This is a genomic window from Bradyrhizobium oropedii (assembly GCF_020889685.1).
GTDB classification, from domain to species: domain Bacteria; phylum Pseudomonadota; class Alphaproteobacteria; order Rhizobiales; family Xanthobacteraceae; genus Bradyrhizobium; species Bradyrhizobium oropedii.
This window is the reverse complement of record NZ_JACMYO010000109.1, coordinates 1-22,470: the sequence shown is the minus strand read 5'-3', so window position 1 is coordinate 22,470 and position 22,470 is coordinate 1. Positions and strand designations below refer to the sequence as shown.

The following is a 22,470-nucleotide window of genomic DNA, read 5'->3' as shown; positions in this document are numbered from 1 at the left end:
AGTCCGCGCGTGAACCAGGACAGATAGGAACGACATTGTAGGGTCCCTGTTGTGGGTACAGATCAACCCCACACGGAGCGACACCGATGCCGGAGAAAGACCTAAGCGCCCTCTTCCTGGATACCCTCAAGGACATCTACTACGCCGAAAAGCAGATCCTCAAGGCGCTGCCGCGGATGGCCAAGGCCGCCGGGTCCGAGCAGTTGCGTACGGCTTTCGAGAAGCACCATGACGAGACCGAAGGACAGATCGATCGGCTTGAGCAGATATTCGATCTGATGGGCAAGCCGGCGCGCGGCAAGAAGTGCGACGCCATCGAGGGCATCCTCGACGAAGGCAAGGAGATCATGGAAGAGTACGCCGACACGCCGGCGCTCGATCCGGGCCTGGTCTCTGCCGCCCAGGCGGTCGAGCATTACGAGATTGCCCGTTACGGCACACTGAAAGCATGGGCGACCAAGCTCAGCATGAAGGACGCCGTCAAGCTCATCGACCAGACCCTGGCCGAGGAAAAGAAGACGGATGAAGCGCTCACCAAGCTCGCCATCGGCGCCATCAACGCCGAGGCGGCCTGAGGAGACGCGCGATGAAGCGAACTATTCTGGCAATTGCCATTAGTTGCGGGCTGGCAGTGCCCGCGCTGGCGCAATCGGTCGGCGAGAAGACCGGCGTCAATTCCGTGCTTGGCGTCACACCGAAAACGGAAGACTTCATCAAGGAAGCCGCAACCAGCGACATGCTGGAGATCGAGGCGGCCAAGATTGCCCAGCAGAAGGGCAATACGGCGGAAAAGAAGTTCGCCGACCAGATGGTGACGGACCATACCAAGACCAGTACCGAACTGAAGGCGCTGGTCACCGGCGAGATGAAGGCCGCATTGCCGACCGGCCTCGACGACAGCTCGCAGAAGAAGCTCGACGTGCTGCGCAACACCAAGCCGGACAATTTCGCCAGCGAATATGATCCGATGCAGGTCAGCGCCCACAAGGATGCGGTCTCGCTGTTCGAACGCTACGCCAAGGGCGGTGAGGATCCGAAGCTTAAGGACTGGGCCGGAAGGACCCTGCCGGCGCTCCAGCACCATCTCGCAATGGCGCAGGACCTGGACAAGAACCGAAAGTAGTTGCCAGTCGCCGGCAGCCCCCGATCCGGCTGCCGGCGGCCCCGCCTGAAAGGCACGATCACGGATTGCCCTGCTATTCCGGATTCATGAGGCAATTCCAGTGGCGCAACTCGACGCCACGCGCATCCAACGCACGGAACTTCGGCACACGGTGGCGCTCGTCGCGGTGGGGATGCTGCTCGCCACCGCCTTCTTAGCCATCGCCCAGCTATTCCGGCCGGGTCTCCGCAGGGTCGACAGCGAGGCGTTTGGCGACCACAATCCCCTCGCGATCCTCGACGGGTTGCCAACGAGTCGATGACAGGCTGATCGTCGAGGATAGTCTGCCTCGACTCACGGACGTCGCATCGAGGCTCGATCGAAGGCGTGATCCAAGGTTTGGAGACCGATGGCCCGACGTACCGGCAGCGCTGATCTGCCCCTCCATAGTGGACGCGTGCCGCCGTGGCTGGCGCAGCGCATGGCGACGCTGGGTGCCATCATCACCCAGGCCGTGGTCCATCATTACGGCCGTGACGCGTTCCTGCAGCGGCTGTCGCATCCGTTCTGGTTCCAGTCGTTCGGCGCGGTGATGGGTATGGACTGGCATTCGTCTGGAATCACCACGAGCGTCATCGGCGCGCTCAAGCGCGGGCTGGCGCCGCTGCAGGACGAGCTCGGCATCTACATCTGCGGCGGCCGCGGCAAGCATTCGCGGCGGACGCCGGACGAGCTGACGGCGCTGGGCGAGCGGACCGGCTTCGACGGCGTTGCCCTTACCCGGGCCAGCCGCCTGGTCGCCAAGGTCGACAGCGCCGCCGTCCAGGACGGTTTCGAGCTCTATCTGCATGGCTTCTTCGTCACCACGGACGGCAAGTGGACTGTGGTCCAGCAAGGCATGAGCGACAGCAAGCGGCAAGCGCGACGCTATCACTGGCACTCCGAGGGCCTGCGCAGCTTCGTCGACGAGCCGCACAGCGCGATCGAGGGTCCAGCGCAGGGCGAGATCGTCAATCTGACCGACCACCGCGCCGACGCCTCGCGCCAGGCCCAGCTCGATTTGCTCGCCGCGCTCGGTCCCGACGGCATCGCGCATGAATATGCCGAACTGACCGAGAAGGTAGCGGCGCAGGGCGATCTCCTGCACCTGATCATGCCCGCTCATCACGATGTGCGATCGAGCGACGTCTTTATCCGCCGCCTGCACGGCACCCTCGCCGCCGCCGCGGAGCGTGGGCCGATGGACTTCCCCGAGCTGCTGCTGACGCCGGGCGTCGGCGCCCGCACCGTGGAGTCGCTCGCGATGGTCGCTGAGGTCGTGCACGGAACGCCGTATCGTTTCCGCGATCCGGCGCGCTTCTCGCTCGCGCATGGCGGCAAGGATCGTCATCCGTTTCCGGTGCCGATCAAGGTCTATGACGAGACCATCGGCGTGCTGAAATCGGCGGTGCAGCAGGCGAAGCTCGGCCGCGACGAGGAACTGCAGGCGTTGAAGCGGCTGGACGATCAGGCCCGCAGGCTCGAATTGACGGCAACCGGCCCGTCCTTCGATGCCTTCGTGGCCAACGAGCGCGCGCGTTCGCCAGCCTTCGACGGCCGCTCGGTGTTCGGCTGGGAGGCCGACCTAGCCGGCCGCGATGTGGCCAAACGTCGGTGACACCCGTCAGCGCCCCCTGAAGCGTGGCTTCCGCCGTCCGAGGAAGGCCGCGACGCCCTCCTTGTGATCGTCGGTCAGGCTCGCCAGCGCGAACTGGTCGAGATCCATGTGGCTGGCGAGATCGTCGAGCGCATGCGCCAGCCGGTTGACGGTCAGCTTGGTCATCGCCACCGAAATCGGCGGCTGGGCGGCGACCTTGGCCGCCAGCGCAATCGCAGCGTCAAACGACTTGCCGGGATCGGTTACCTGCTCCACCAAGCCCCATTCGTAGGCCTCCTCGGCCGAGATCCGGTCGTCGGCCAGGATCACGGCCTGCTTGGTGCGCGCCGGCCCCATCAGATGCAGCATGCGCGGCACGCTCTGCCAGCTCATGTTCATGCCGAGCGCGATCTCCGGCACCCGCATATGCGCGTCGCGCGCCATGACGCGGAAATCCAGTGCGACCGCGAGCGCCACGCCGCCGCCGACGCAAAAACCCTCGATCGCGCCGATCGTGACCTGCTCCATCTCCTGCCAGGCGCGCGTCAGGCGCGGCCCGAGCTTCAGGTGGCGGCGCAGCGTTCCCATATCCATGGTCTGGCGCGAACGCCCTTCGGCATCCCTAAGGTCGAAGCCCGCGCTGAACGATTTGGTGCCGCCGGTCAGCACGACGACCGAGGTGTCGCCATCGTCCTCGAAGCTGCGCGCCGCGTCCGTCAGCTGCCGCAGCGCCTCCGGCGACAGCGCGTTGATGCCATCGCCACGGTCGAATCGCACCACCGCGATGCGGCCCTCCGGTCCGAGGCCTTTCTCGATCGTCACATCACCAGCCACGCATACCTCCCTGCTCGCATTGTTGTGTACTGCTTGCCTCGACATAGCACGGCAGTTTCGCCTATTCTCTGGGCATGAGCGAACATGATCACCACCACCACGATCACGACCATTCCGAACTGTCGGAGACCGAACTGCGCGTCCGCGCGCTGGAATCGATCCTGACCGAGAAAGGCTATGTCGAGGCTGCCGCGCTCGACGCCATCGTGCAGGCCTATGAGACAAAGATCGGCCCGCATAACGGCGCCCGGGTCGTCGCTAAGGCCTGGACCGATCCCGCCTTCAAGCAGGCGCTGCTCGAGGATGCCACCAAGGCGGTCGGCACCCTCGGCCATGTCAGCCGGGTCGGCGACCATCTGGTCGCGATCGAGAACACGCCCGGCCGTCACAACATGGTCGTCTGCACTTTGTGCTCCTGTTACCCCTGGGAGATGCTCGGCCTGCCGCCGGTCTGGTACAAGGCCTCGCCGTATCGCTCGCGCGCGGTCAAGGATCCGCGCGGTGTGCTCGCCGATTTCGGCGTCAGCCTGCCGAAGGAGACGGAAATTCGGGTGTGGGACAGCACAGCCGAAACGCGCTTCCTGGTCTTGCCGATGCGGCCCGCAGGCACCGAAGGCTGGAGCGAAGACCAGCTCGCCGAGCTCGTGACGCGCGATTCCATGATCGGCACCGGATTTCCGAAAACACCGGGAGCCCCGTCGTGAACGGCGTCCACGACATGGGCGGCATGGACGGGTTCGGCAAGGTCGAGCCCGAGCCGAACGAGCCGATGTTCCATGAGGAATGGGAGTCGCGCGTGCTCGCCATGGTCCGCGCGATGGGCGCCGCCGGCGCCTTCAACATCGATGCGTCGCGCTTCTATCGCGAGACCCTGCCCCCGCAGGTCTATCTGTCGAGCTCCTACTACAGGAAATGGCTGCTCGGGCTGGAAGCGCTCCTGCTCGACAAGGGCTATATCTCCAAGGACGACGTCGCATCCGGACATTCCGTCGCGCCGGCGAAATCGCTCAAGCACGGCAAGTTCTCCATGGCCGATGTCGAGCGCATCATGGTGCGCGGCAAGTTCGGCCGCCCCGCGCCGGGGCCGGCGAAATTCAAGGCGGGCGATCGGGTGCGGGCGAAGAACATCCATCCCGCCACCCACACGCGGCTGCCGCGCTATGTGCGCGGTCATGTCGGGGTGATCGAGCGCGATCATGGCTGTCACGTGTTTCCCGATACGGCAGCGAACGACGCCGGCGAGCATCCGCAATGGCTGTACACCGTCGCGTTCGACGGGCGCGAGCTGTGGGGACCGGACTCCGATCCGACCATCAAGGTGTCGATCGACGCGTTCGAGCCGTATCTGGAGGCCGTCTGATGGATTCCGGCGCCGCCGCGCGCGCGACCAGCGCCGTCTCCAGCATTCCCCGCGATCAGGACGGCCCGGTGTTCCACGCGCCGTGGGAGGCGCAGGCGTTCGCAATCGCGCTGACGCTGCATGACCGCGGCGTGTTCACCTGGACCGAATGGGCGGCCGCCCTCGCCGACCAGATCAAGCGCGCGCAGGCCGCCGGCGATCCCGACACCGGCGAGACCTATTACCAGCATTGGCTGGCGACGCTCGAACACCTCGTCGCCGCCAAGGGCGTCACGACACATGAGACGCTGCACCGCTACCGCGATGCCTGGGATCATGCCGCCGACCGCACCCCACACGGCCAGCCGATCGAGCTGGTGCCGGGGGATTTTAGGTAGCGGCGGCCTCCTTCTTTCACCGTCATTGCGAGCGAAGCGAAGCAATCCATCGCTCAGCATATGTGGGACGATGGATCGCTTTCGTCGCTTCGCTCCTCGCGATGACGGGACCTTGCTGTCATCACCCGCGAAAGCGGTGATCCAGTATTCCAGAGGCAGCAGCGTTTGAGCCGAGAGGCCGCGGCGTACTGGATCGCCCGGTCCCGTCTACGCCAAGGCTTCGACGGGGCCTGCGGTCTTGGGCGTGCCGGAGCTTCAGCGGAGGCGGCAAGCCGGGCGATGACAGCTGTAGTTGGGGACACAGTTGCGCGATTTCGGAATAATGGAAAAATACGACTGATTTGCCCGACGTGTCAAGTTTGCCGTGTCGAACGCCGACAGCCGACGGCTACTTTGCATGGGGTTGTTTTCGATATTTTGGCAGAGCGCCCCTGCAACGCGGCGCTGGACGCGATCGGCTTCCGCCGTCGGGCAACTCAGAGATCGCCCTGCGCGACATACTCGCGCCAGCCCTTGGCCCGCAGGCTGCACGCCGGGCATTCGCCGCAGCCATAGCCCCAATCGTGCTGTGCGCCGCGTTCGCCGAGATAGCAGGTGTGCGAATGCTCGCGGATCAGATCGACCAGCCCTGCCCCGCCGAGCTCGTGCGCGAGCCGCCAGGTCGCGGCCTTGTCGAGCCACATTAGCGGCGTGTGCAGTTCGAAGTTCCTCGCCATGCCGAGGTTGAGCGCGGACTGCAACGCCTTGATGGTCTCGTCGCGGCAATCCGGGTAGCCCGAATAGTCGGTCTCGCACATGCCGCCGATGATGTGACGGATGCCGCGCCGGTAGGCCAGCGCCGCGGCAAAGGTGAGGAACACGAGGTTGCGGCCAGGCACGAAGGTGTTGGGCAACCCGTCCGCGCCCATTTCAATCGCGACGTCGCGGGTCAGCGCGGTGTCCGAGATATCCGACAGCGTCGGGATCGCGAGCGTATGGCTGTCGCCGAGTTTCGCCGCCCAATCGGGCCGGATTTGCTTGATCCCGGCCAGCAACCGGTCGCGGCAGTCGAGTTCGACGGCATGGCGTTGGCCGTAGGAGAAGCCGAGCATCTCGACACGCGCAAAGCGCGACAGGGCCCAGGCCAGGCAGGTGGTGGAATCCTGGCCGCCGGAAAACAGCACCAGCGCCGTGTCGGAATTGATCTGATCGGTCATGGAACGCGATTTAGCATCTGATGGTGCCCATGGCCAATCGGTGGACAGCGCCGCGATTTCGTCGCGTTTTGCTGGGATCGGCAGGGCTGATTTGGCATAAGGCCCATACCCCTGACCATCCGGTGTCCCATGACCCCTTCCCGCGATATTTCCCGCCTGATCGAGATCATGGCTGCGCTGCGCACGCCGGTGACCGGCTGCCCGTGGGATCTCGTGCAGAATTTCGAGACCATCGCGCCTTACACGATCGAGGAGGCCTATGAGGTCGCCGACGCGATCACGCGCGGCGATCTCGACGATCTGCGCGAGGAGCTCGGCGACCTGCTGCTGCAGGTGGTCTACCACGCAAGGATGGCGGAGGAGCAGAACGCCTTCGCGTTCGGCGACGTAGTCGAGGCGATCACGAAGAAGATGATCCGCCGTCACCCGCACGTCTTTGCCGACAAGGACGGCAATATCCAGCCCGCCGGCGTCAAGAGCGCGTGGGAACGCATCAAGGCGGAGGAGAAAGCCGAACGCGCCGCGCGGCGGCCGCCGGAGGACACTGCGCATACTTCGCTGCTGGCGAGCGTGAAGGCCGGCTCCCTGCCCTGACGCGGGCAATGGAGTTGCAGCGCAAGGCATCGACCGTCGGCTTCGACTGGAACGATCCGCGCGCGGTGCTCGCCAAGATCCGCGAGGAAGCCGACGAGATCGAGGCCGCGCTCGACCGCAACGACAAGCAGGAGATCGCGGAAGAGACCGGCGACCTGATGTTCGCGCTGGTTAACCTCGCCCGCCACGTTGACGCCGATCCGGAAACGGCGCTGCGCTCGACCAACGCCAAGTTCGAGCGACGCTTTGCCTATATCGAGAAGGCGCTGGCCGCGAAGGGCCGCTCGCTCGACGGCGCGTCGCTCGAAGAGATGGACGCGTTGTGGAACGAGGCGAAGACCGCGGCCACAACCACCACCATCGTCCCTGCGAAAGCAGGGACCCATACCGCGTGATCTAACAGTTGGATGACGGTATCAGTCCCACGGCATCGCCAGAGATTCATCGAGGCGAGCAAAGTGCAGAACTGCTGCTGCGCTCAACAATGAGGGCCGGTGGTTATGGGTCCCTGCTTTCGCAGGGACGACATTGAGTGTGTGGATGCGGTCTGTTCTAAGGCTGTGTTCTGCTGGTTTGTAATTGCTCCGCGTAAATTTGGAAGCTCGTCGCTCCATTCGTAGCTTCTATGGCCCAAGGAGTCAGAATGGATATGTCAGCGATTTCGCGTCCAACTCCATCCTGCCGTCTTGACATGACCTCGCACGCAATAAGAGCGGGCTGCGGGAGTTGGCTATCAGATCGCAGATCGGCGTCCGTAAGAATTGGCAGCTTCTCGACTATCGCCCATTCTTTGCCGAACCGGTCGAAGAATCGGCACTCGACGATCCCCGGGAAATCGTCACTGACCCATCTGACAATCTGAGCCCGAATATACGCCGTCACGACCTTTGCCCTGCCCTCACCTCACAACAGCGTTCCGCGCAGAATGACCGCGGCAACGCCGAAATAGATCACGAGGCCGGTGACGTCGACCAGCGTCGCGACGAAGGGGGCAGACGCACTCGCCGGATCGAATCCGATGCGCTTGAGGATGAACGGCAGCATCGAGCCGCACAGCGATCCGAAGGTGACGATGCCGACCAGCGCGGCGCCGACGGTGGCGGCCACCAGCACCCAATGCGGGCCGTAATCGAACAGGCCCAGCGTCTGCCAGAGCGTGATCCTGACAATGCCGATCACGCCCAGGATAGAACCGAGCACGATGCCTGTCGGCAGTTCGCGGATGGCGACGCGCCACCAGTCGCGCAGCCGCACCTCGTGCAGCGCCAGCGAACGGATCAGCAGCGAGGTTGCCTGCGAGCCGGAATTGCCGCCGGAGCTCATGATCAATGGGATGAACAGCGTCAGCACGATCGCCTTCTCGAGCTCGCTCTGGTACGACTGCATTGCGGTGGCGGTCAGCATTTCCGACAGGAACAGCGCGCACAGCCAGCCGGCGCGCTTCTTGATCATTTCGCCGAAACCGATCCGCAAGTAAGGTTCGTCGATCGCTTCCATGCCGCCGAACTTCTGGGCGTCCTCGGTCGATTCCTCGACGATGGCGTCGATGACGTCGTCGACCGTGACGATGCCAAGGATATGGCCGGGGCCGTCGACGACGGCGACCGCGAGCAGATCGTAGCGCGAGATCAGTCGCGCCGCCTCCATGCGATCGGCTTCGGGCGCAATCATCAGCGGCTTTCGCGCCGGTGCCGCGGTCAGCACATTGGCATGCGGATCGGCCGAGATCAGCCGGCGCAGCGGCACGGCCTGGATCAGGGTCTTCTTGACCGGATCGATCACGAAGATCGAGTAGACGGTCTCGCGGGTGCGCTCGACCATCCGGATGTGATGCAGGACCTCGGCGATGGTCCAGCTCGAGGGCACGCTGACGAACTCCGTCGTCATGATGCTGCCGGCGCTGCGTTCGGGATAGGCCAGGAGCCCCGAGATGACGTTCCGGGTATCCGGGTTGAGGCCGTTCAGCAGCGTCGTGCGCAGCGGCTCGACCAGCTCCTTGAAGATGTCGGCGGCACGGTCGTCGGAGACGCCCGACAGCAGCGACACCGCGGTGTCCTTCGGCAGCTCGGCCAGGATCTCGCAGGTGTTGTCGAGCCCGGGCAGGTCGAGCACCTCGATCGCCTTCTCGGCGGGCAAGGACCGCAGCAGCTGCGCGGCATCGGCCGGCTCCCGGGCATTGAGCGCATCGACGATCTCGGCGCCCGGGCATGGGCAAGATCACCGTTCTGGCCGGCGAGCGTGTCGTGGGGGATGGTGTTGCTGGTGTCCTGCATCGATCGGCCTCGGCTTTGCGTCCAGCAGCGCAATGAACCAAGGCGGCGCAGATTTCAAACAGAAAGCGCACCGGCACGCCGCAGGCGTGCCCGAGTGAAGCCGCGTCACGGCGCCGTCACATTTCGGGAGATCGCGCGGTGCCGTGCCCGGAGAGCCGATCAGGCCCGGCTGAACAGTTTCGCGGCGTCGTCCACCGCCTGGCGCGCGGCGGCGAGATCCGGCGTCTCGTTGTCGTCGTTGAAGCCGAAATAGTCGTTTTCGCCGACCGGCTGGACGACGATGCCGTCGCGCCGGCCGAGCACGCTGAGGTTGCGGTAGAAGACGCCGTAATTGACGTCCGGCTGAGGAATGAGCCAGGCGATCTGGCCGCGCACCGGAACGATGCTCTCGTCACGAAACAGCGCACGGGCGCCGTAGCCGGTGCAGTTGACAATGACGGTTTCGCGGATCTTCGAAAGATCGGACGGCGTCTGTAACTCGATTGGCACGAACAGCCCGCCGGCGCGCTGAAACTCCGCTTCGAGCTGACGGTAGAGATCCGTGACGTTGTAGGTGAGCGAGGCGCTTTTCCACGCGTATGGTGCGGGAAACGGATTTGATCCGGCGGCCAGCAAATCCCATCGCGGCGTGAGCGACCTGATCCGGCCGCGCAATTCGAGGAAGTTCTTCTGGCCGTCGCCCGAAGCATGCTGGCGCCTGCGCGGACGGCCGTCGGCGTCGGGCGCGTCGTCGGAGAGCAAATAGCGATCGGTCCATTCGATCGGATTGCCGGCAAGGCCGAGATAGCTTTGATGGGTGGCAAAGGTCGTGCGCGCCATCCGCTCCCAGCGGCCGGCAAAGTCCGGCGCGACGTCTGCTTCCATCGCGATACGCGAATCCGGCGACCAGTCCCCGGTGGCACGCGCCGAGCGCACCTGCGGAAAGCGCTCCTTGGCGTAGATCGTAACGGTCGCGCCCATCCTCTGGGCTGTGATCGCAGTCGTCAGACCGATCGCGCCGGCGCCAAGGACGGCAATGTTGCGCGCGCTCAATTGCAGGGCGAGCGGCACGGCCGCCTGCGCGGCGCCCCAGGACAGCGACCAGCCGCTACCGCCGTGTCCGTAATTGTGGACGACATATTTGCTGTCGATCCATTCCGCTTCGATGCGTGGACCGGCGGCGCGGAACGGACGCAGGCATACCGTGACACGAAACATGCGGTCCGGACGCGCGAGAACCGGCCGGAGCGCGGGCGCGTCGACGAAAGCAGCGTTGTCGGCAACGCCACGCGTTGAAATCCCTGCGACCGCAGCGCTCGCCAGGCCGCCCCCGAGAAATGTTCGACGGTTGAACATCGATCCCCCTTCGATCGCCCTTGCCGCCGCGGATTTCCGGGACGCTACGTCCCGTGCGGCAAAGCATCGAATCGTGACATGACGATGTCGCGCTTGGTCTCGTCGACCCGCACCGTCATGTCGAAGCGTTCGCCATTGAGCTCCTTGTTCAGGACCTCGGCATTGCGATGCAGCCAGCTGATGCCGGCGCCGTCGGAGGCATCGATCGAAAGATTGAGCGTGATGCGCTTGGCCGCGAGGCGATCCTCGATCGCGGTCAAGAGCTCATTGATCCCCTCGCCTGTGACGGCCGAGACCAGGAAGCACGGCCGCTCCGGCGGCCGGCGCGCGGCGATGTTGCGCAGATTGTCCCGCTCCTCCGGATCGAAGCGGTCGATCTTGTTCCAGACCTCGATGATGCGCTGGCCGCCGTCGGCGTCGGGATCGATGCCGAGCTGGTGCAGCACCGCCTCGACGTCGCGCTCCTGCGCCTCCGCATCCTCATGGGAGATGTCGCGGACATGCAGGATGATGTCGGCTTCCAGCACCTCCTCCAGCGTGGCACGGAACGCGGCCACCAGCTGGGTCGGCAGATTGGAGATGAAGCCGACCGTGTCCGACAGCATCGCCTTGCCGCCATGCGGCAGGTTGAGTGCACGCAGAGTCGGGTCGAGCGTCGCAAACAGCATGTCGGCGGCCTGCACGTCGGCACGCGTCAGGCGATTGAACAGAGTCGATTTGCCGGCGTTGGTGTAGCCGACCAGCGCCACCACGCGGTACGGCACGCGCTGGCGGCCGGCGCGATGCAGCCGTCGCGTCGCCTGCACCTTCTTCAATTCGCCTTCGAGCTTGGTGATGCGTTCGCTGATCAGGCGGCGGTCGGCTTCGATCTGGGTTTCGCCAGGTCCGCCCATGAAGCCGAAGCCGCCGCGCTGGCGCTCGAGATGGGTCCAGGAGCGCACCAGGCGGCTGCGCTGATAATTCAGATGGGCGAGCTCGACCTGCAGCGCGCCCTCCTTGGTCTTGGCGCGGCGGCCGAAGATTTCCAGGATCAGGCCGGTGCGGTCGAGCACCTTGGTGCTCCAGGCCTTCTCAAGGTTGCGCTGCTGGATCGGCGACAGCGCGCAATCCATCACCACGAGCTCGACCATGTTGCCGGCGACGAGGCCGTTGATCTCCTCGACCTTGCCCTTGCCGAGATAGGTGGCAGGCCGGATCTGATTGATCGGCGCGATGACGGATTCGACCACGGTGAGGTCGATCGCACCGGCAAGGCCGGCGGCCTCCTCGATTCGCGCTTCATAGTCGCGGACAGAGGAATCCGTTTGCGCATCGCCGTCGCCCCGGCGCGTGCGCAGGTACGGGCCGATGACGATCACCCGCCCGCTGCTGCCGTCCCCAGCCGACCCGGGCCTAGACTTGGTCCGGTCGGCGCCCCCTTCACGGTTGAAGGGTTCCAATCACTTCACTCTCAAGCCGGTGCGTCCTCACCACCCTCGAACAGCTGAATCGGAGCCCCCGGCATGATGGTCGAGATCGCGTGCTTGTAGACCAGCTGCGAGTGACCGTCGCGCCGCAGCAGCAAGCAGAAATTGTCGAACCATGTGACAATGCCCTGCAGCTTTACTCCGTTGACCAGAAATATCGTCAGTGGCGTTTTGGTTTTACGAACGTGATTAAGGAAGGTGTCTTGTAGATTTTGTGCGCGGTCTGCCGCCATTGTTTTTGTCCCGCAAGCTTGTGCTTCTTTTTATTGAACCGGTTGCGGCTCTCTCACGGAGCCTCCTCCGGCTGCCCACCTGCCCTGAGATCCCCCTCTGGCAGGCGTAGCGGTAGGATTAGAGGCTACGCGCGGTTTTAAGGCAAGCCGGTTCGCGGTGCAGTCGGTAGGAACACGGTGGCGATTCTAAGAAAGGGCGGGGAAAGAGACGAATATTCTCGTGGAGAGTGGATAAATCCCCGGTTGTGCCGCCCCCGCCTTCGGCTCGCCGGCCGACACGCCCTGCCCTTGCTTCCCCCGGCGGGTGATCGCCGGGGCCTCGCTCCGAGCGCCGATGTCGGGGCCGGCCGTGGCGCGCCGGGTCAGCCGACCCCGAGCGCCTTCAGCTTGCGGTGCAGTGCCGAGCGCTCCATGCCGACGAACTCTGCGGTGCGCGAGATATTGCCGGAGAAGCGGCTGATCTGGGCGATCAGGTAGTCGCGCTCGAACACCTCGCGGGCCTCGCGCAACGGCAGGCCCATGATGTGCTCGCCATTGTTGGAGGTCGGCATCGCCGGCACCATCGAGCCGACGTCCTGCGGCAGCATGTCGGCGGTGATGATCGCCTCCGGCCCGCCGCCGGCCAGGATCATCACGCGCTCGACGTTGTTGCGGAGCTGGCGGACGTTGCCGGGCCAGACATGCGACTGCAGCACGGCCATCGCGTCTTGCCCGATCTGCCGCTTCGGCAGGCCGGTGGCGGCCGAGATCTGGTCCATGAAATAGTCGATCAGCTCGGGGATGTCCTCGCGCCGCTCCGATAGCGGCGGCACCCGGATCGGTACCACCGAGAGGCGATGATAGAGGTCCTCGCGGAACCGCCCGCCGGCGATCTCCTCCTCTAGATTGCGCGCGGTCGAGGAGATGATGCGGACGTCGACATGGACCTTGCTGGTGCCGCCCTGACGCTGGAAGGTCTGATCGACCAGCACGCGCAGGATCTTGTTCTGGGTCTCGCGCGGCATGTCCGCGATCTCGTCGATGAACAGCGTGCCGCCATGCGCTTCCTCGAGCGCGCCGGCCTTGCGCTGCTGCTCGCCGTTCGATCCCTCGATGCCGAACAGCTCGATCTCCATGCGCTCCGGCGTGATCGCGGCCGCATTGATCACCACGAACGGCCCCTCGGCGCGCCCGGAAGCATGATGCAGCGTCCGCGCGGCGAGCTCCTTGCCGGCGCCGGACGGCCCGACGATCAGGATGCGGCTGTTGGCCTTGGCGGCGCGGTCGATGGTCTGGCGCAGCTGGTTCATGCAGGCCGAGCGGCCGGTCAGCACGCTGGCTGCGGGCGCCAGTTGCTTCAGCTCCTTCACCTCGCGGCGGAGCCGCGACGTCTCCAGCGCCCGCGTCGCGACCAGGATCAGCCGATCTGACTTGAACGGCTTCTCGATGAAGTCATAGGCACCGCGCTTGATCGCCGCGACCGCGGTTTCGATGTTGCCGTGGCCGGAGATCATCACGACCGGCAGATCGGCATTGTCCTTCTTGATCTGCTCGAGCAGCTGCAGGCCGTCGAGCTTGGAGCCCTGAAGCCAGATGTCGAGGAAGACCAGGTTCGGGCGGCGGTTGGCGATCTCGGCCAGCGCCGAATCGCTGTCGCGCGCGGTGCGCGTGGAAAACCCCTCATCGTCCAGGATACCCGCAACGAGGTCACGAATGTCAGCTTCGTCGTCGACAATCAGAATGTCACTTGCCATGGGTTACACCTGCGTTGTCAGTCGCCCGTCGCGGCTTTGATTCTTGGCTGTTGGCTTCTTGGCTCTTGCGCATTTGGCTCTTGGTTATTTGGTTCTTGCTTGTTGGGTTCTTGGATCGGTTCTTGGATTTTTGGTTCATTGTTGGTCGCCTGTGCCGGGCCGTTGGTCGGCTCTTGCGGCGGATTTTTTTCACTGTCGGGGTCGGATGATTTCACGTCCGGCTTTTGTTCCTTGTTCTCCGGCTTGGCCGCCTGGCCCGTGACCGAAAAGCGCAGCCGCATCCAGGCTCCGCGCTGGCCCTCGCGGAAATCGGACGCATCCTTGAGCTCGATGCGGCCGCCATGGTCCTCCAGAACACGGCCGACGATCGCAAGTCCAAGACCGGTGCCCTTTGCCCGCGTCGTGACGTAGGGCTCGAGCAGGCGCGCACGGGCGACTTTGGGCAGGCCGATGCCGTTGTCGACGACGTCGATCAGGATGTCGTCGTTCTCGCGCTGCGCCACGACGTCGATGCGGCCCCTGCCGAGCTCCTCGCGCGGCACCTGCTCGATTGCCTCGGTGGCGTTCTTGATGATGTTGGTCAGCGCCTGCGAGATCAGCCGGCGGTCGAACTGCGCCGGCAGCGGCGACTGCTTGATGTCGGCCTCGATGTCGAGATCGGGGTGGGCGACCTTCATCAGGAACACCGCCTGTCGCACCACGTCGGCGACGTCCTCGCCCTCCATCACGGGCTTGGGCATCCGCGCGAAGCGCGAGAACTCGTCGACCATGCGCCTGATGTCGTCGACCTGGCGCACGATGGTGTCGGTGCACTGCTCGAAGATCGACTTGTCCTTCTCTTCGGTGATGATCTTGCCGAACTTGCGGCGGATCCTCTCGGCGGAGAGCTGTATGGGGGTCAGCGGATTCTTGATCTCGTGGGCGATGCGGCGGGCGACGTCGCCCCAGGCCGAGGTGCGCTGGGCCGAGACCAGTTCGGTGATGTCGTCGAGCGTGATGATGTAGCTGTCGCGCGACTGGCTGGTCTGCTCAGCGGAGACGCGAACCGACAGATTGCGCTCATTGCCGTCGCGCAGGATTGTCACCTGCCCCTGCACCAGCCGCTGCGTTCCCTCACGCGCGGTCTTCATCATCTCGTCGAGCTCGGGCAGCACGTCCGAAAGCGGATGGCCGAGCGTTTCCGACTCGGCGTGCCCGATCAGCTTTTCCGCCGAGCGGTTGAGAATGCCGACGCTGCCGGAGGCATCGACGCCGATGATGCCGGCAGAGGCCGACGACAGCACCGCCTCGATGAAGCGGCGGCGGCTGTCGATGGTCTCGCTGGCGTCGACCAGCTCGTTGCGCTGGGTGCGCAGCTCCTGCGTCATCTTGTTGAAGATTTCGCCGAGCAGCGCGAGGTCGCTGGCCGATTTGTGGACCGGCACCTGGACGTTGAGATTGCCGGTCGAGACCTCGCTCGCCGCACCCATCAACTGGCGGATCGGCGACACCAGCCCGTTGGCGAAGTTGAGGCCGATCAGCACCGAGGCCATCAGGATGGTCAGCGCGATCACCGCAAACATCAGCGCGAACGCGACCTGGATGCCGAGCCTGCGAGTCTCGAGCTGCGCATATTCGGCGGCGCTGGTCTGGGTCTGCTTGAGCTGCGCGACGACGGCCGGATCGAGCAGCCGCGCCACGTACAGGAACATGTCGTCATAGGCTCGCAGCCGGACCACAGAGGCGACGTAGTTTTCCGGGAAGACCGAGATCTTCGGCTCGGTTTCGTTGATGTCCTTCAGAATGTCAGGTGGCGGCGCCTCATAGTTCAGGCGAACGCCGGTTTCGGCGCTGGCGACGATCTTGCCGTCCTTGTCCATCAGCACCGCGACCGGCAGGTTGCGCGACTCGGCCCCGGCCGTCATCAGCTGCAGGAACGTCATGCGATCCTGGTCATAGAGCGGCCGCGCATGGGCGAGATCGTTGGCCATCGCCAGCGTGTCGCCGTTGATGAGCTGGGCGTGCTCCTGCATGTAGGCACTGGCGATGGTCAGCGAGTTCTGGATCACCTGCTTGGTCGGACCCGAGAACAGCCGGTCGAGGCCGCGCTCGATAGTGACGTTGGCGACGATCGACACCAGCACGGCGGGCAAGACCGCGATCACCGAGAACAGGCCGACGATCTGCACATGCAGCCGCGCCGCCGCCCGGCCGCGCCGCCTCGCCTGCACCATCTGCCAGACTTCCCGGACGATGATGCCGACCAGCAGCAGGATCGTGGCAGCATTGATCATCAGGAAGGAGCGGACCACCTCGGAGGTCGGCTCGATCGGGGTCAGGCCGGTCAGGACCACGAAGGTCAGGAAGCCGGACAGCAGCGCGATGGCCACGGCGAACGGCGCCAGCCAGCGGCGCAGCGCAAAGGCCCGCGCCTCCGCAGTGGGCTCGGCCGGTGGCGCGTGTAACGTTGAAGCGGTGGTCTCTGCGCTGGTCATACCGGCAATTGAGCTGAGTGCGATCGCCCGCGGGAATTGCGAACTGATGCAATCATATCACAATGTTGCCGAATTGCGACATTTCCGCGGCGCAAACCAAAGTGCGGCGCCGTGTCCTCAAAAACCATTTGTGACTACTCAATAACGGTAGGCGGTGGCGGGGCCCGCGCTCTGCCCCGTCAGCCCTACCCGCCGCTCCGGTAGACCTGGATATCGAGGTCGCGGATCTTCTTGCGGAGCGTATTGCGGTTCAATCCGAGCAGGTCGGCGGCCCGGATCTGGTTGCCGCGGGTCGCCGCCAGCGCGGCGGTCAGCAAGGGGATCTCGATCTCCTTGAGGATGCGGTGGTAGAGGCCCGGCGGCGGCACGCCGTTCGGGAAGCCGGAGAAGTGCGAGGACAGATAGGCCTCGACCGCGCCGCCCAGATTGTCGACGCCGACGCTCGCGGTGCTGCCCGAAGTGACTGCCGGCGGCGCCAGCTCACCGTCGATGACCGAGGCGGTGATGACGTCCTGCGGATACAGCGCGGCGAGCCGTCGGGCGAGGTTTTCCAGCTCGCGGACGTTGCCCGGCCAGCGGTGCTGCTTGAGCCGTTCCAGCGCCTGGGCGTCGAGCTTCTTGGGCGGCAAGCCGTCCTTCTCGGCGAGCGAGAAGAAGTGCCGGATCAGGTCGGGCAGATCCTCGATGCGCTCGCGCAGCGGCGGCAGCCGCAGCGGAACCACATTGAGGCGGAAGAACAGGTCTTCGCGGAACAGGCCCTGCTGGATCAGGATGCGCAGGTCCTTGTTGGAGGCCGCGACGATCCGCACGTCGGTCTTGATCGGGGTGCGGCCGCCGACGGTGGTGTATTCGCCCTGTTGCAGCACGCGCAGCAGCCGGGTCTGCGCCTCCATCGGCATGTCGCCGATCTCGTCGAGGAACAGCGTGCCCCCCTCGGCCTGCTCGAAGCGGCCAGAGGCGCGGGTGTTGGCGCCGGTGAACGCGCCGCGCTCATGGCCGAACAGCTCGGATTCAATGAGATCGCGCGGGATCGCCGCCATGTTCACCGCGACGAACGGGCCGTTGCGGCGCCGACCGTAATCGTGCAGCGCGCGGGCGACCAGCTCCTTGCCGGTGCCTGACTCACCCGAGATCATCACGGTGAGATCGGTCTGCATCAGCCGCGCCAGCACGCGGTAGATTTCTTGCATCGCCGGCGAACGGCCGACCAGCGGGATCGAGTCGAACTCGCCGTCGTCGGCAGGACTGGAGACCCGCTCCTTCGGCTCGGCCAGCGCGCGGCCGACGATGGTGATCAGCTCCTTCAGGTCGAACGGCTTCGGCAGGTATTCGTAGGCGCCGCGCTCGGAGGCGCGGATCGCGGTCATGAAGGTGTTCTGCGCGCTCATCACGATGACCGGCAGGTTCGGCCGCATCTTCTTGATCCGCGGCAGCAGATCGAACGCGTTCTCGTCGGGCATCACCACGTCGGTGATGACGAGATCGCCCTCGCCCTGGCTGACCCAGCGCCACAGCGTGGCGGCGTTGCCGGTCAGGCGCACCTCATAGCCGGCGCGCGATAGCGCCTGGTTCAGGACGGTCCGGATGGCGGTGTCGTCGTCAGCGACAAGTATGCTACCTGCAGGCATTGGTGTTCCTCATCGTGCATCCTGAGAGGCAGGCGATGACGTACCCGGAACATCATCGCGGTTGCTATGGTCGAGTTGCTTGGCGGCGCTGTACATCGGCATCAGCACGCGGAAGGTGGTTTTGCGCGGCTGCGACTCGCATTCGATGATGCCGCCGTGATCGCCGACGATCTTGGCGACCAGCGCGAGGCCGAGCCCGCTGCCGGTCTGCTTGGTGGTGACGAAGGGATCGAACAGGTTCGGCAGCAGGTCTTCCGGCACGCCTGAGCCATTGTCCTTGACGCAGAATTCCAGCGGCAGCGAGACCCGCGATTTCTTGCCCGGCACCGACAACCGCACGCCGGGCCGGAATGCCGTAGTGAGGTGGATCTCGGCATCGGTGCCGAGATCGGCGACCGCTTCGGCGGCGTTCTTCACGAGGTTGAGGAAAACCTGGATCAGCTGGTCCTGGTTGGCCAGCACCGGCGGCAGCGACGGATCGTAGTCCTCGATGAAACGGACGTTCCGGGCAAAGCCGGACTGCGCCAGGCGCTTCACATGGTCGAGCACGGAGTGGATGTTGACCGGGCCGCGCGCCACCGGGCGGTCGTCGCCGAACACCTCCATGCGGTCGACCAGCGTCACGATGCGGTCCGCCTCGTCGCAGATCAGCCGCGTCAGCAGACGATCCTCGGAGGATGCCTGCTGCTCCAGCAGTTGCGCGGCGCCGCGGATGCCCGACAGCGGGTTCTTGATCTCGTGGGCGAGCATCGCGGCCAGCGCGATCACCGAGCGCGCGGCGCTGCGATGGGTAAGCTGGCGGTCCATCTTGTCGGCGATGGTGCGTTCCTGCAGCATCACCACGATGTGGCCGGGCCGCTCGGTCAGCGGCGCGACGTGCAGGTCGACCTGGCGATCGCCGCCGATCCGCGGCGTGCCGAGATCGACCTTGTATTCGTTGACCGGCGAGCCGCTCGCCCGCACCTGCTCGATCAGCGCGAGCAGCGGGCTGCCGAACGGCACCAGCTCCTTCAGCGACTGCCGACGAAGGAACTGGGTCGATATCTCGAAGAAGGATTCGGCGGCGATGTTGGCATCGACGATCCGCCCGTCGGGTGCGACCAGCAGCACCGGATTGGGCAGCGCGTTGAGGATGGCCTCGCCGTCAGTGGGCACGGGCCGGCGAAATTCCATGGCTGACGTCATGCGGCAGCACTCCAGGCAAAATCATCGTAGGCATCCTCAAGCGCGCGATGCACACTGGACGGCTCCTCCGAGGTCAGGATCGCCTGCCGCCAGGTCTTCAATGTTGCAGTCGGCGCGCAGCTATAGGCCGCAGCCGTCTCCAGCGCCCAGCCGAGATGCTTGCGCGCATGCTTGAGCCCGATGCGCAAGCCATAATGGCTGCAGACCTCGTCATAGAGCGCGCGAACATGCTTGAGCTGCTCGGCGAGCGACGGCGCGGTCTCCGCGATCCCGGTCTCGAGGCGACGGCCGATCTGGCCCGGCAGCCAGGGCTGCCCCTGCGCGCCGCGACCGATCATGACGGCATCGGCGCCCGACATCTCCAGCGCGCCGACAGCCTTGTCGAACGAGGTGATGTCGCCATTGACCACGACCGGGATCGTGACGGCATCCTTGACCGGGCGTACCGCGTTCCAGTTCGCCTCGCCCTTGTAGAACTGGCAGCGGGTGCGGCCATGCACGGTGATCATCTGCACGCCTGACGCCTCGGCGCGGCGCGCCAGTTCGGGCGAATTGAGCGAGCGGTCGTCCCAGCCGAGCCGCATCTTCAGCGTCACCGGCACCTTGACCGCGGCGATGGTCGCATCGATCAGCGCGACCGCATGGTCCAGGTCGCGCATCAGGGCCGAGCCGGACTGGCCACCGGTCACGTGGCGCGCCGGGCAGCCCATGTTGATGTCGATGATGTCGGCGCCGGCGCCCTCGGCGATCCGTGCGCCCTCCGCCATCCAGTGGGTCTCACAGCCGGCGAGCTGGACCACATGCGGCCCGATTCCGGCTGCCTCACAACGCAGCTTCGACATTGGCTTACCATTTACCAGGTCATCGCTGGCGGTCATCTCGGAGACCACCAGACCGGCCCCCAAGGTGGCCGCGAGTCGCCGGAAGGGCGCATCGGTGATCCCGGACATGGGCGCGAGAAGAACCCGGTTGGCGACAGCAATATCGCCTATCTTCAACGGGTTACGGGGAGTACTTTGCACGCCGGTCACAGCCGTCTCGTCGTTCTTGTCAGCAACGCCATTGCAGCTGACGTGGTCCATTCTGCGCACAATTCTTGTGCAGTCAAGGCTCATGCCTACGGTTTAGACATTCCTACCACCGACGCAAGTGCACTGCAACAAAATCTGCTTTTCCCACAGTCATCGCAAACGCTCTGTTTTTGCGCAGCGGTCATGCTAAGGGCTGTGCGCGGCGGTCCTCGCCGTCCCCCTCATCCCCGATTCGTCTGTCACTGGTTCAAAATGCCGAAGCCTGAGCGTACCGCAGCTATCCTTGTCGCAGCCGGCCGTGGACTGCGCGCCGGCACCGGTGGGCCGAAGCAATACCGGACGATCGGCGGGCAGACGGTGATCTACCGCGCCATGGAGGCGCTTTCCGGACATCCGGATGTGTCTGCGGTGCAGCCGGTGGTCAATCCCGACGACGCTGCGCTGTTCCGCGAGGCCGTGACCGGCCTGCGCCATCAGCCGCCGACGCCGGGCGGTGCGACCCGGCAGGCCTCGGTCCATGCCGGGCTCGAGGCGCTCGCCGGCGAGAAGCCCGACATCGTGCTGATCCACGATGCCGCGCGCCCCTTCGTCACCGCAGCCGTGATCTCGCGTGCGATCGCTGCAGCCGGACGGACCGGCGCTGCGATCCCCGTGATTCCCGTTACCGACACGATCAAGCTCACCGGCGATGCCGGCGACGTCGAGGCGACGCCGGAGCGCGCGCGCTTGCGGATCGCGCAGACGCCGCAGGCATTTCGTTTCGATGTAATATTGGAAGCGCATCGTCGCGCCGCGCGCGAGGGCCGCAGCGATTTCACCGACGATGCCGCGCTTGCAGAATGGGCGGGATTGACGGTTGCGACGTTTGAAGGTGATCCTGCCAACATGAAATTGACCACACCCGAAGACTTCGTGCGCGAGGAAGCGCGGCTCGCAAGCCAGCTCGGCGACATCAGGACCGGAACCGGCTACGACGTGCATGCCTTTGGCGACGGCGACCACGTGATGCTCTGCGGCGTGCGCGTGCCGCATACCAAGGGATTCCTGGCCCATTCCGACGGCGATGTCGGGCTGCATGCGCTGGTCGACGCCATCCTCGGCGCGCTGGCCGACGGTGACATCGGCTCGCATTTCCCGCCGAGCGACGCCAAGTGGAAGGGCGCCTCCTCCGACCAGTTCCTGAAATACGCCGTCGAGCGCGTCACCGCGCGTGGGGGACGGATCGCCAATCTCGAAGTGACGATGATTTGCGAGCGGCCGAAGATCGGCCCGCTGCGCGACACCATGCGGGCGAAGATCGCGGAGATCTCCGGCGTCCACATCTCGCGCGTGGCGGTCAAGGCGACCACCAGCGAGCGGCTCGGCTTCACCGGCCGCGAGGAAGGCATCGCAGCGACCGCGAGTGCCACGATCCGCCTTCCCTGGGACGACAAGAGCTGGAGTGCCTGACATGGGCGGCAGCGACGCTCGTGCCCTGTCCCGCTCGCTGCTCGACCTGTGCCGGATGCGCAAGCTGACCATCGCGACCGCCGAGTCCTGCACCGGCGGCCTGGTTGCGGGCGCGCTCACCGACATCCCCGGCTCTTCCGACGTGATCGATCGCGGCTTCGTCACCTATTCGAACGAGGCCAAGCGGGTGATGCTTGGCGTCAAGGCCGCAACGCTTGAGACGTTCGGCGCTGTGAGCAAGGAAACCGCGACCGCGATGGCGATCGGCGCGCTGGAGAAGGCCGGCGTCGACCTTGCGGTCTCGATCACCGGGATCGCGGGCCCCGGCGGCGCGACGCCGGGCAAGCCGGTCGGCCTGGTGCATTTCGCCGTCGCCGCGCGCGACGGCCGCATCCTTCACCGTGAGCAGCGATTTGGCGCGATCGGCCGCAGCACGGTACGGCAGCGCTCTGTGGTCGAAGCGTTGCGCATGCTGATGGAGCTTGCGCGCCCGCCGCAGGCCGCAAAGCCCCGCCGCGAGGCCGCCAGCCGGTTGCGGCCACGGGTGGCCCGTTCGCCGCGAAG

19 protein-coding genes and 2 pseudogenes are annotated in these 22,470 nt (G+C 65.4%); 10 read left to right on the top strand and 11 right to left on the bottom strand.

Translation table 11 applies throughout. The features are described from left to right. The first annotated feature begins 86 nt into the window (after positions 1 to 86). From H8A95_RS26855 to H8A95_RS26840, 4 genes are all read left to right on the top strand, one after another. Positions 87 to 575, top strand: a complete 489-nt coding sequence (locus H8A95_RS26855; RefSeq protein WP_229185939.1) for a YciE/YciF ferroxidase family protein — start codon at positions 87 to 89, stop codon at positions 573 to 575. Between the two features lie 11 nt (positions 576 to 586). Next, positions 587 to 1,123 carry a DUF4142 domain-containing protein gene (locus H8A95_RS26850; protein ID WP_229185938.1) on the top strand — a complete coding sequence of 179 codons (537 nt, stop codon included), beginning with the start codon at positions 587 to 589 and terminating at the stop codon, positions 1,121 to 1,123. Positions 1,124 to 1,223: 100 nt separating this feature from the next. After that, a complete protein-coding gene (locus H8A95_RS26845) occupies positions 1,224 to 1,424 on the top strand; it encodes a hypothetical protein (RefSeq protein WP_229185937.1) in 201 nt (66 codons plus the stop codon). A gap of 87 nt (positions 1,425 to 1,511) precedes the next feature. Then, positions 1,512 to 2,759: a DUF763 domain-containing protein gene (locus H8A95_RS26840; RefSeq protein WP_229185936.1), complete on the top strand. Its 1,248-nt coding sequence runs from the start codon at positions 1,512 to 1,514 to the stop codon at positions 2,757 to 2,759. Positions 2,760 to 2,765: 6 nt separating this feature from the next. Here H8A95_RS26840 and H8A95_RS26835 read toward each other — a convergent pair whose 3' ends face one another. Beyond that, the gene (locus tag H8A95_RS26835) at positions 2,766 to 3,617 is read right to left on the bottom strand and encodes an enoyl-CoA hydratase/isomerase family protein (protein ID WP_233287229.1); all 852 of its coding nucleotides are present in this window, start codon (positions 3,615 to 3,617) and stop codon (positions 2,766 to 2,768) included. Positions 3,618 to 3,646: 29 nt separating this feature from the next. On the opposite strand from H8A95_RS26835, the gene nthA reads away from it, so the two are divergent. From nthA to H8A95_RS26820, 3 genes are read left to right on the top strand one after another with little or no spacing between them, the layout of a single operon-like run. After that, a complete protein-coding gene (gene nthA, locus H8A95_RS26830) occupies positions 3,647 to 4,276 on the top strand; it encodes a nitrile hydratase subunit alpha (protein ID WP_229185934.1) in 630 nt (209 codons plus the stop codon). After that, positions 4,273 to 4,932, top strand: a complete 660-nt coding sequence (nthB, locus tag H8A95_RS26825; protein WP_229185933.1) for a nitrile hydratase subunit beta — start codon at positions 4,273 to 4,275, stop codon at positions 4,930 to 4,932. The genes nthA and nthB overlap by 4 nt, the downstream gene beginning before the upstream one ends. Continuing rightward, entirely contained in the window at positions 4,932 to 5,309 is a 378-nt protein-coding gene (locus H8A95_RS26820) for a nitrile hydratase accessory protein (RefSeq protein ID WP_229185932.1), read from the top strand. Before nthB ends, H8A95_RS26820 begins: the two co-directional genes overlap by 1 nt. A 476-nt stretch (positions 5,310 to 5,785) precedes the next feature. On the opposite strand, the gene queC is transcribed toward H8A95_RS26820, so the two are convergent. Next, complete coding sequence (gene queC, locus H8A95_RS26815) at positions 5,786 to 6,505, bottom strand: 7-cyano-7-deazaguanine synthase QueC (RefSeq protein ID WP_229185931.1); 720 nt, start codon at positions 6,503 to 6,505, stop codon at positions 5,786 to 5,788. 129 nt (positions 6,506 to 6,634) lie between these two features. Here queC and mazG point away from each other — a divergent pair. Continuing rightward, positions 6,635 to 7,494 (top strand): annotated as a pseudogene (gene mazG / locus H8A95_RS26810) (nucleoside triphosphate pyrophosphohydrolase). Positions 7,495 to 8,002: 508 nt separating this feature from the next. Here the strand turns inward: mazG and mgtE are convergent. The 9 genes and pseudogenes from mgtE to dusB form a co-directional block, all read right to left on the bottom strand. Beyond that, positions 8,003 to 9,295: pseudogene (mgtE, locus tag H8A95_RS26805) on the bottom strand (magnesium transporter); the annotation flags it as partial. Between the two features lie 236 nt (positions 9,296 to 9,531). Further along, on the bottom strand, positions 9,532 to 10,707 hold the full coding sequence (locus H8A95_RS26800; protein WP_229185930.1) for an FAD-dependent oxidoreductase: 1,176 nt from the start codon (positions 10,705 to 10,707) through the stop codon (positions 9,532 to 9,534). A gap of 44 nt (positions 10,708 to 10,751) precedes the next feature. Then, the gene (hflX, locus tag H8A95_RS26795) at positions 10,752 to 12,146 is read right to left on the bottom strand and encodes a GTPase HflX (RefSeq protein ID WP_229185929.1); all 1,395 of its coding nucleotides are present in this window, start codon (positions 12,144 to 12,146) and stop codon (positions 10,752 to 10,754) included. Between the two features lie 11 nt (positions 12,147 to 12,157). Then, the gene (gene hfq / locus H8A95_RS26790; RefSeq protein WP_006020546.1) at positions 12,158 to 12,406 is read right to left on the bottom strand and encodes an RNA chaperone Hfq; all 249 of its coding nucleotides are present in this window, start codon (positions 12,404 to 12,406) and stop codon (positions 12,158 to 12,160) included. Between the two features lie 362 nt (positions 12,407 to 12,768). Then, the gene (gene ntrX / locus H8A95_RS26785; RefSeq protein WP_163151501.1) at positions 12,769 to 14,139 is read right to left on the bottom strand and encodes a nitrogen assimilation response regulator NtrX; all 1,371 of its coding nucleotides are present in this window, start codon (positions 14,137 to 14,139) and stop codon (positions 12,769 to 12,771) included. A gap of 17 nt (positions 14,140 to 14,156) precedes the next feature. Beyond that, entirely contained in the window at positions 14,157 to 16,613 is a 2,457-nt protein-coding gene (locus H8A95_RS26780) for a sensor histidine kinase NtrY-like (protein WP_229185928.1), read from the bottom strand. A 185-nt stretch (positions 16,614 to 16,798) separates the two neighbouring features. After that, positions 16,799 to 18,241 (bottom strand): nitrogen regulation protein NR(I), encoded by a 1,443-nt coding sequence (gene ntrC / locus H8A95_RS26775; RefSeq protein ID WP_229185927.1) that lies wholly within the window; start codon positions 18,239 to 18,241, stop codon positions 16,799 to 16,801. A 9-nt stretch (positions 18,242 to 18,250) separates the two neighbouring features. Continuing rightward, the gene (locus H8A95_RS26770) at positions 18,251 to 19,426 is read right to left on the bottom strand and encodes a two-component system sensor histidine kinase NtrB (RefSeq protein ID WP_074127150.1); all 1,176 of its coding nucleotides are present in this window, start codon (positions 19,424 to 19,426) and stop codon (positions 18,251 to 18,253) included. Further along, positions 19,423 to 20,424 (bottom strand): tRNA dihydrouridine synthase DusB, encoded by a 1,002-nt coding sequence (gene dusB, locus H8A95_RS26765; RefSeq protein WP_229185944.1) that lies wholly within the window; start codon positions 20,422 to 20,424, stop codon positions 19,423 to 19,425. The genes H8A95_RS26770 and dusB overlap by 4 nt, the downstream gene beginning before the upstream one ends. A 285-nt stretch (positions 20,425 to 20,709) precedes the next feature. Between dusB and H8A95_RS26760 the strand changes: the two genes are divergently transcribed. After that, entirely contained in the window at positions 20,710 to 21,906 is a 1,197-nt protein-coding gene (locus H8A95_RS26760) for a bifunctional 2-C-methyl-D-erythritol 4-phosphate cytidylyltransferase/2-C-methyl-D-erythritol 2,4-cyclodiphosphate synthase (protein ID WP_229185926.1), read from the top strand. A gap of 1 nt (position 21,907) precedes the next feature. Beyond that, positions 21,908 to 22,470, top strand: a 563-nt coding sequence (locus H8A95_RS26755) for a CinA family protein (RefSeq protein ID WP_229185925.1), incomplete at its 3' end; no start/stop codon positions are given.

Excerpts from the sequence above, each read along its gene's own strand:
- H8A95_RS26855 (WP_229185939.1), top strand. The coding sequence starts at position 87 with ATGCCGGAGAAAGACCTAAGCGCCCTCTTCCTGGATACCCTCAAGGAC.
- H8A95_RS26850 (WP_229185938.1), top strand. The coding sequence starts at position 587 with ATGAAGCGAACTATTCTGGCAATTGCCATTAGTTGCGGGCTGGCAGTG.
- H8A95_RS26840 (WP_229185936.1), top strand. The coding sequence starts at position 1,512 with ATGGCCCGACGTACCGGCAGCGCTGATCTGCCCCTCCATAGTGGACGC.
- H8A95_RS26835 (WP_233287229.1), bottom strand. The coding sequence starts at position 3,617 with ATGTCGAGGCAAGCAGTACACAACAATGCGAGCAGGGAGGTATGCGTG.
- nthA (WP_229185934.1), top strand. The coding sequence starts at position 3,647 with ATGAGCGAACATGATCACCACCACCACGATCACGACCATTCCGAACTG.
- H8A95_RS26820 (WP_229185932.1), top strand. The coding sequence starts at position 4,932 with ATGGATTCCGGCGCCGCCGCGCGCGCGACCAGCGCCGTCTCCAGCATT.
- queC (WP_229185931.1), bottom strand. The coding sequence starts at position 6,505 with ATGACCGATCAGATCAATTCCGACACGGCGCTGGTGCTGTTTTCCGGC.
- H8A95_RS26800 (WP_229185930.1), bottom strand. The coding sequence starts at position 10,707 with ATGTTCAACCGTCGAACATTTCTCGGGGGCGGCCTGGCGAGCGCTGCG.
- hfq (WP_006020546.1), bottom strand. The coding sequence starts at position 12,406 with ATGGCGGCAGACCGCGCACAAAATCTACAAGACACCTTCCTTAATCAC.
- ntrX (WP_163151501.1), bottom strand. The coding sequence starts at position 14,139 with ATGGCAAGTGACATTCTGATTGTCGACGACGAAGCTGACATTCGTGAC.
- H8A95_RS26780 (WP_229185928.1), bottom strand. The coding sequence starts at position 16,613 with ATGACCAGCGCAGAGACCACCGCTTCAACGTTACACGCGCCACCGGCC.
- ntrC (WP_229185927.1), bottom strand. The coding sequence starts at position 18,241 with ATGCCTGCAGGTAGCATACTTGTCGCTGACGACGACACCGCCATCCGG.
- H8A95_RS26770 (WP_074127150.1), bottom strand. The coding sequence starts at position 19,426 with ATGACGTCAGCCATGGAATTTCGCCGGCCCGTGCCCACTGACGGCGAG.
- H8A95_RS26760 (WP_229185926.1), top strand. The coding sequence starts at position 20,710 with ATGCCGAAGCCTGAGCGTACCGCAGCTATCCTTGTCGCAGCCGGCCGT.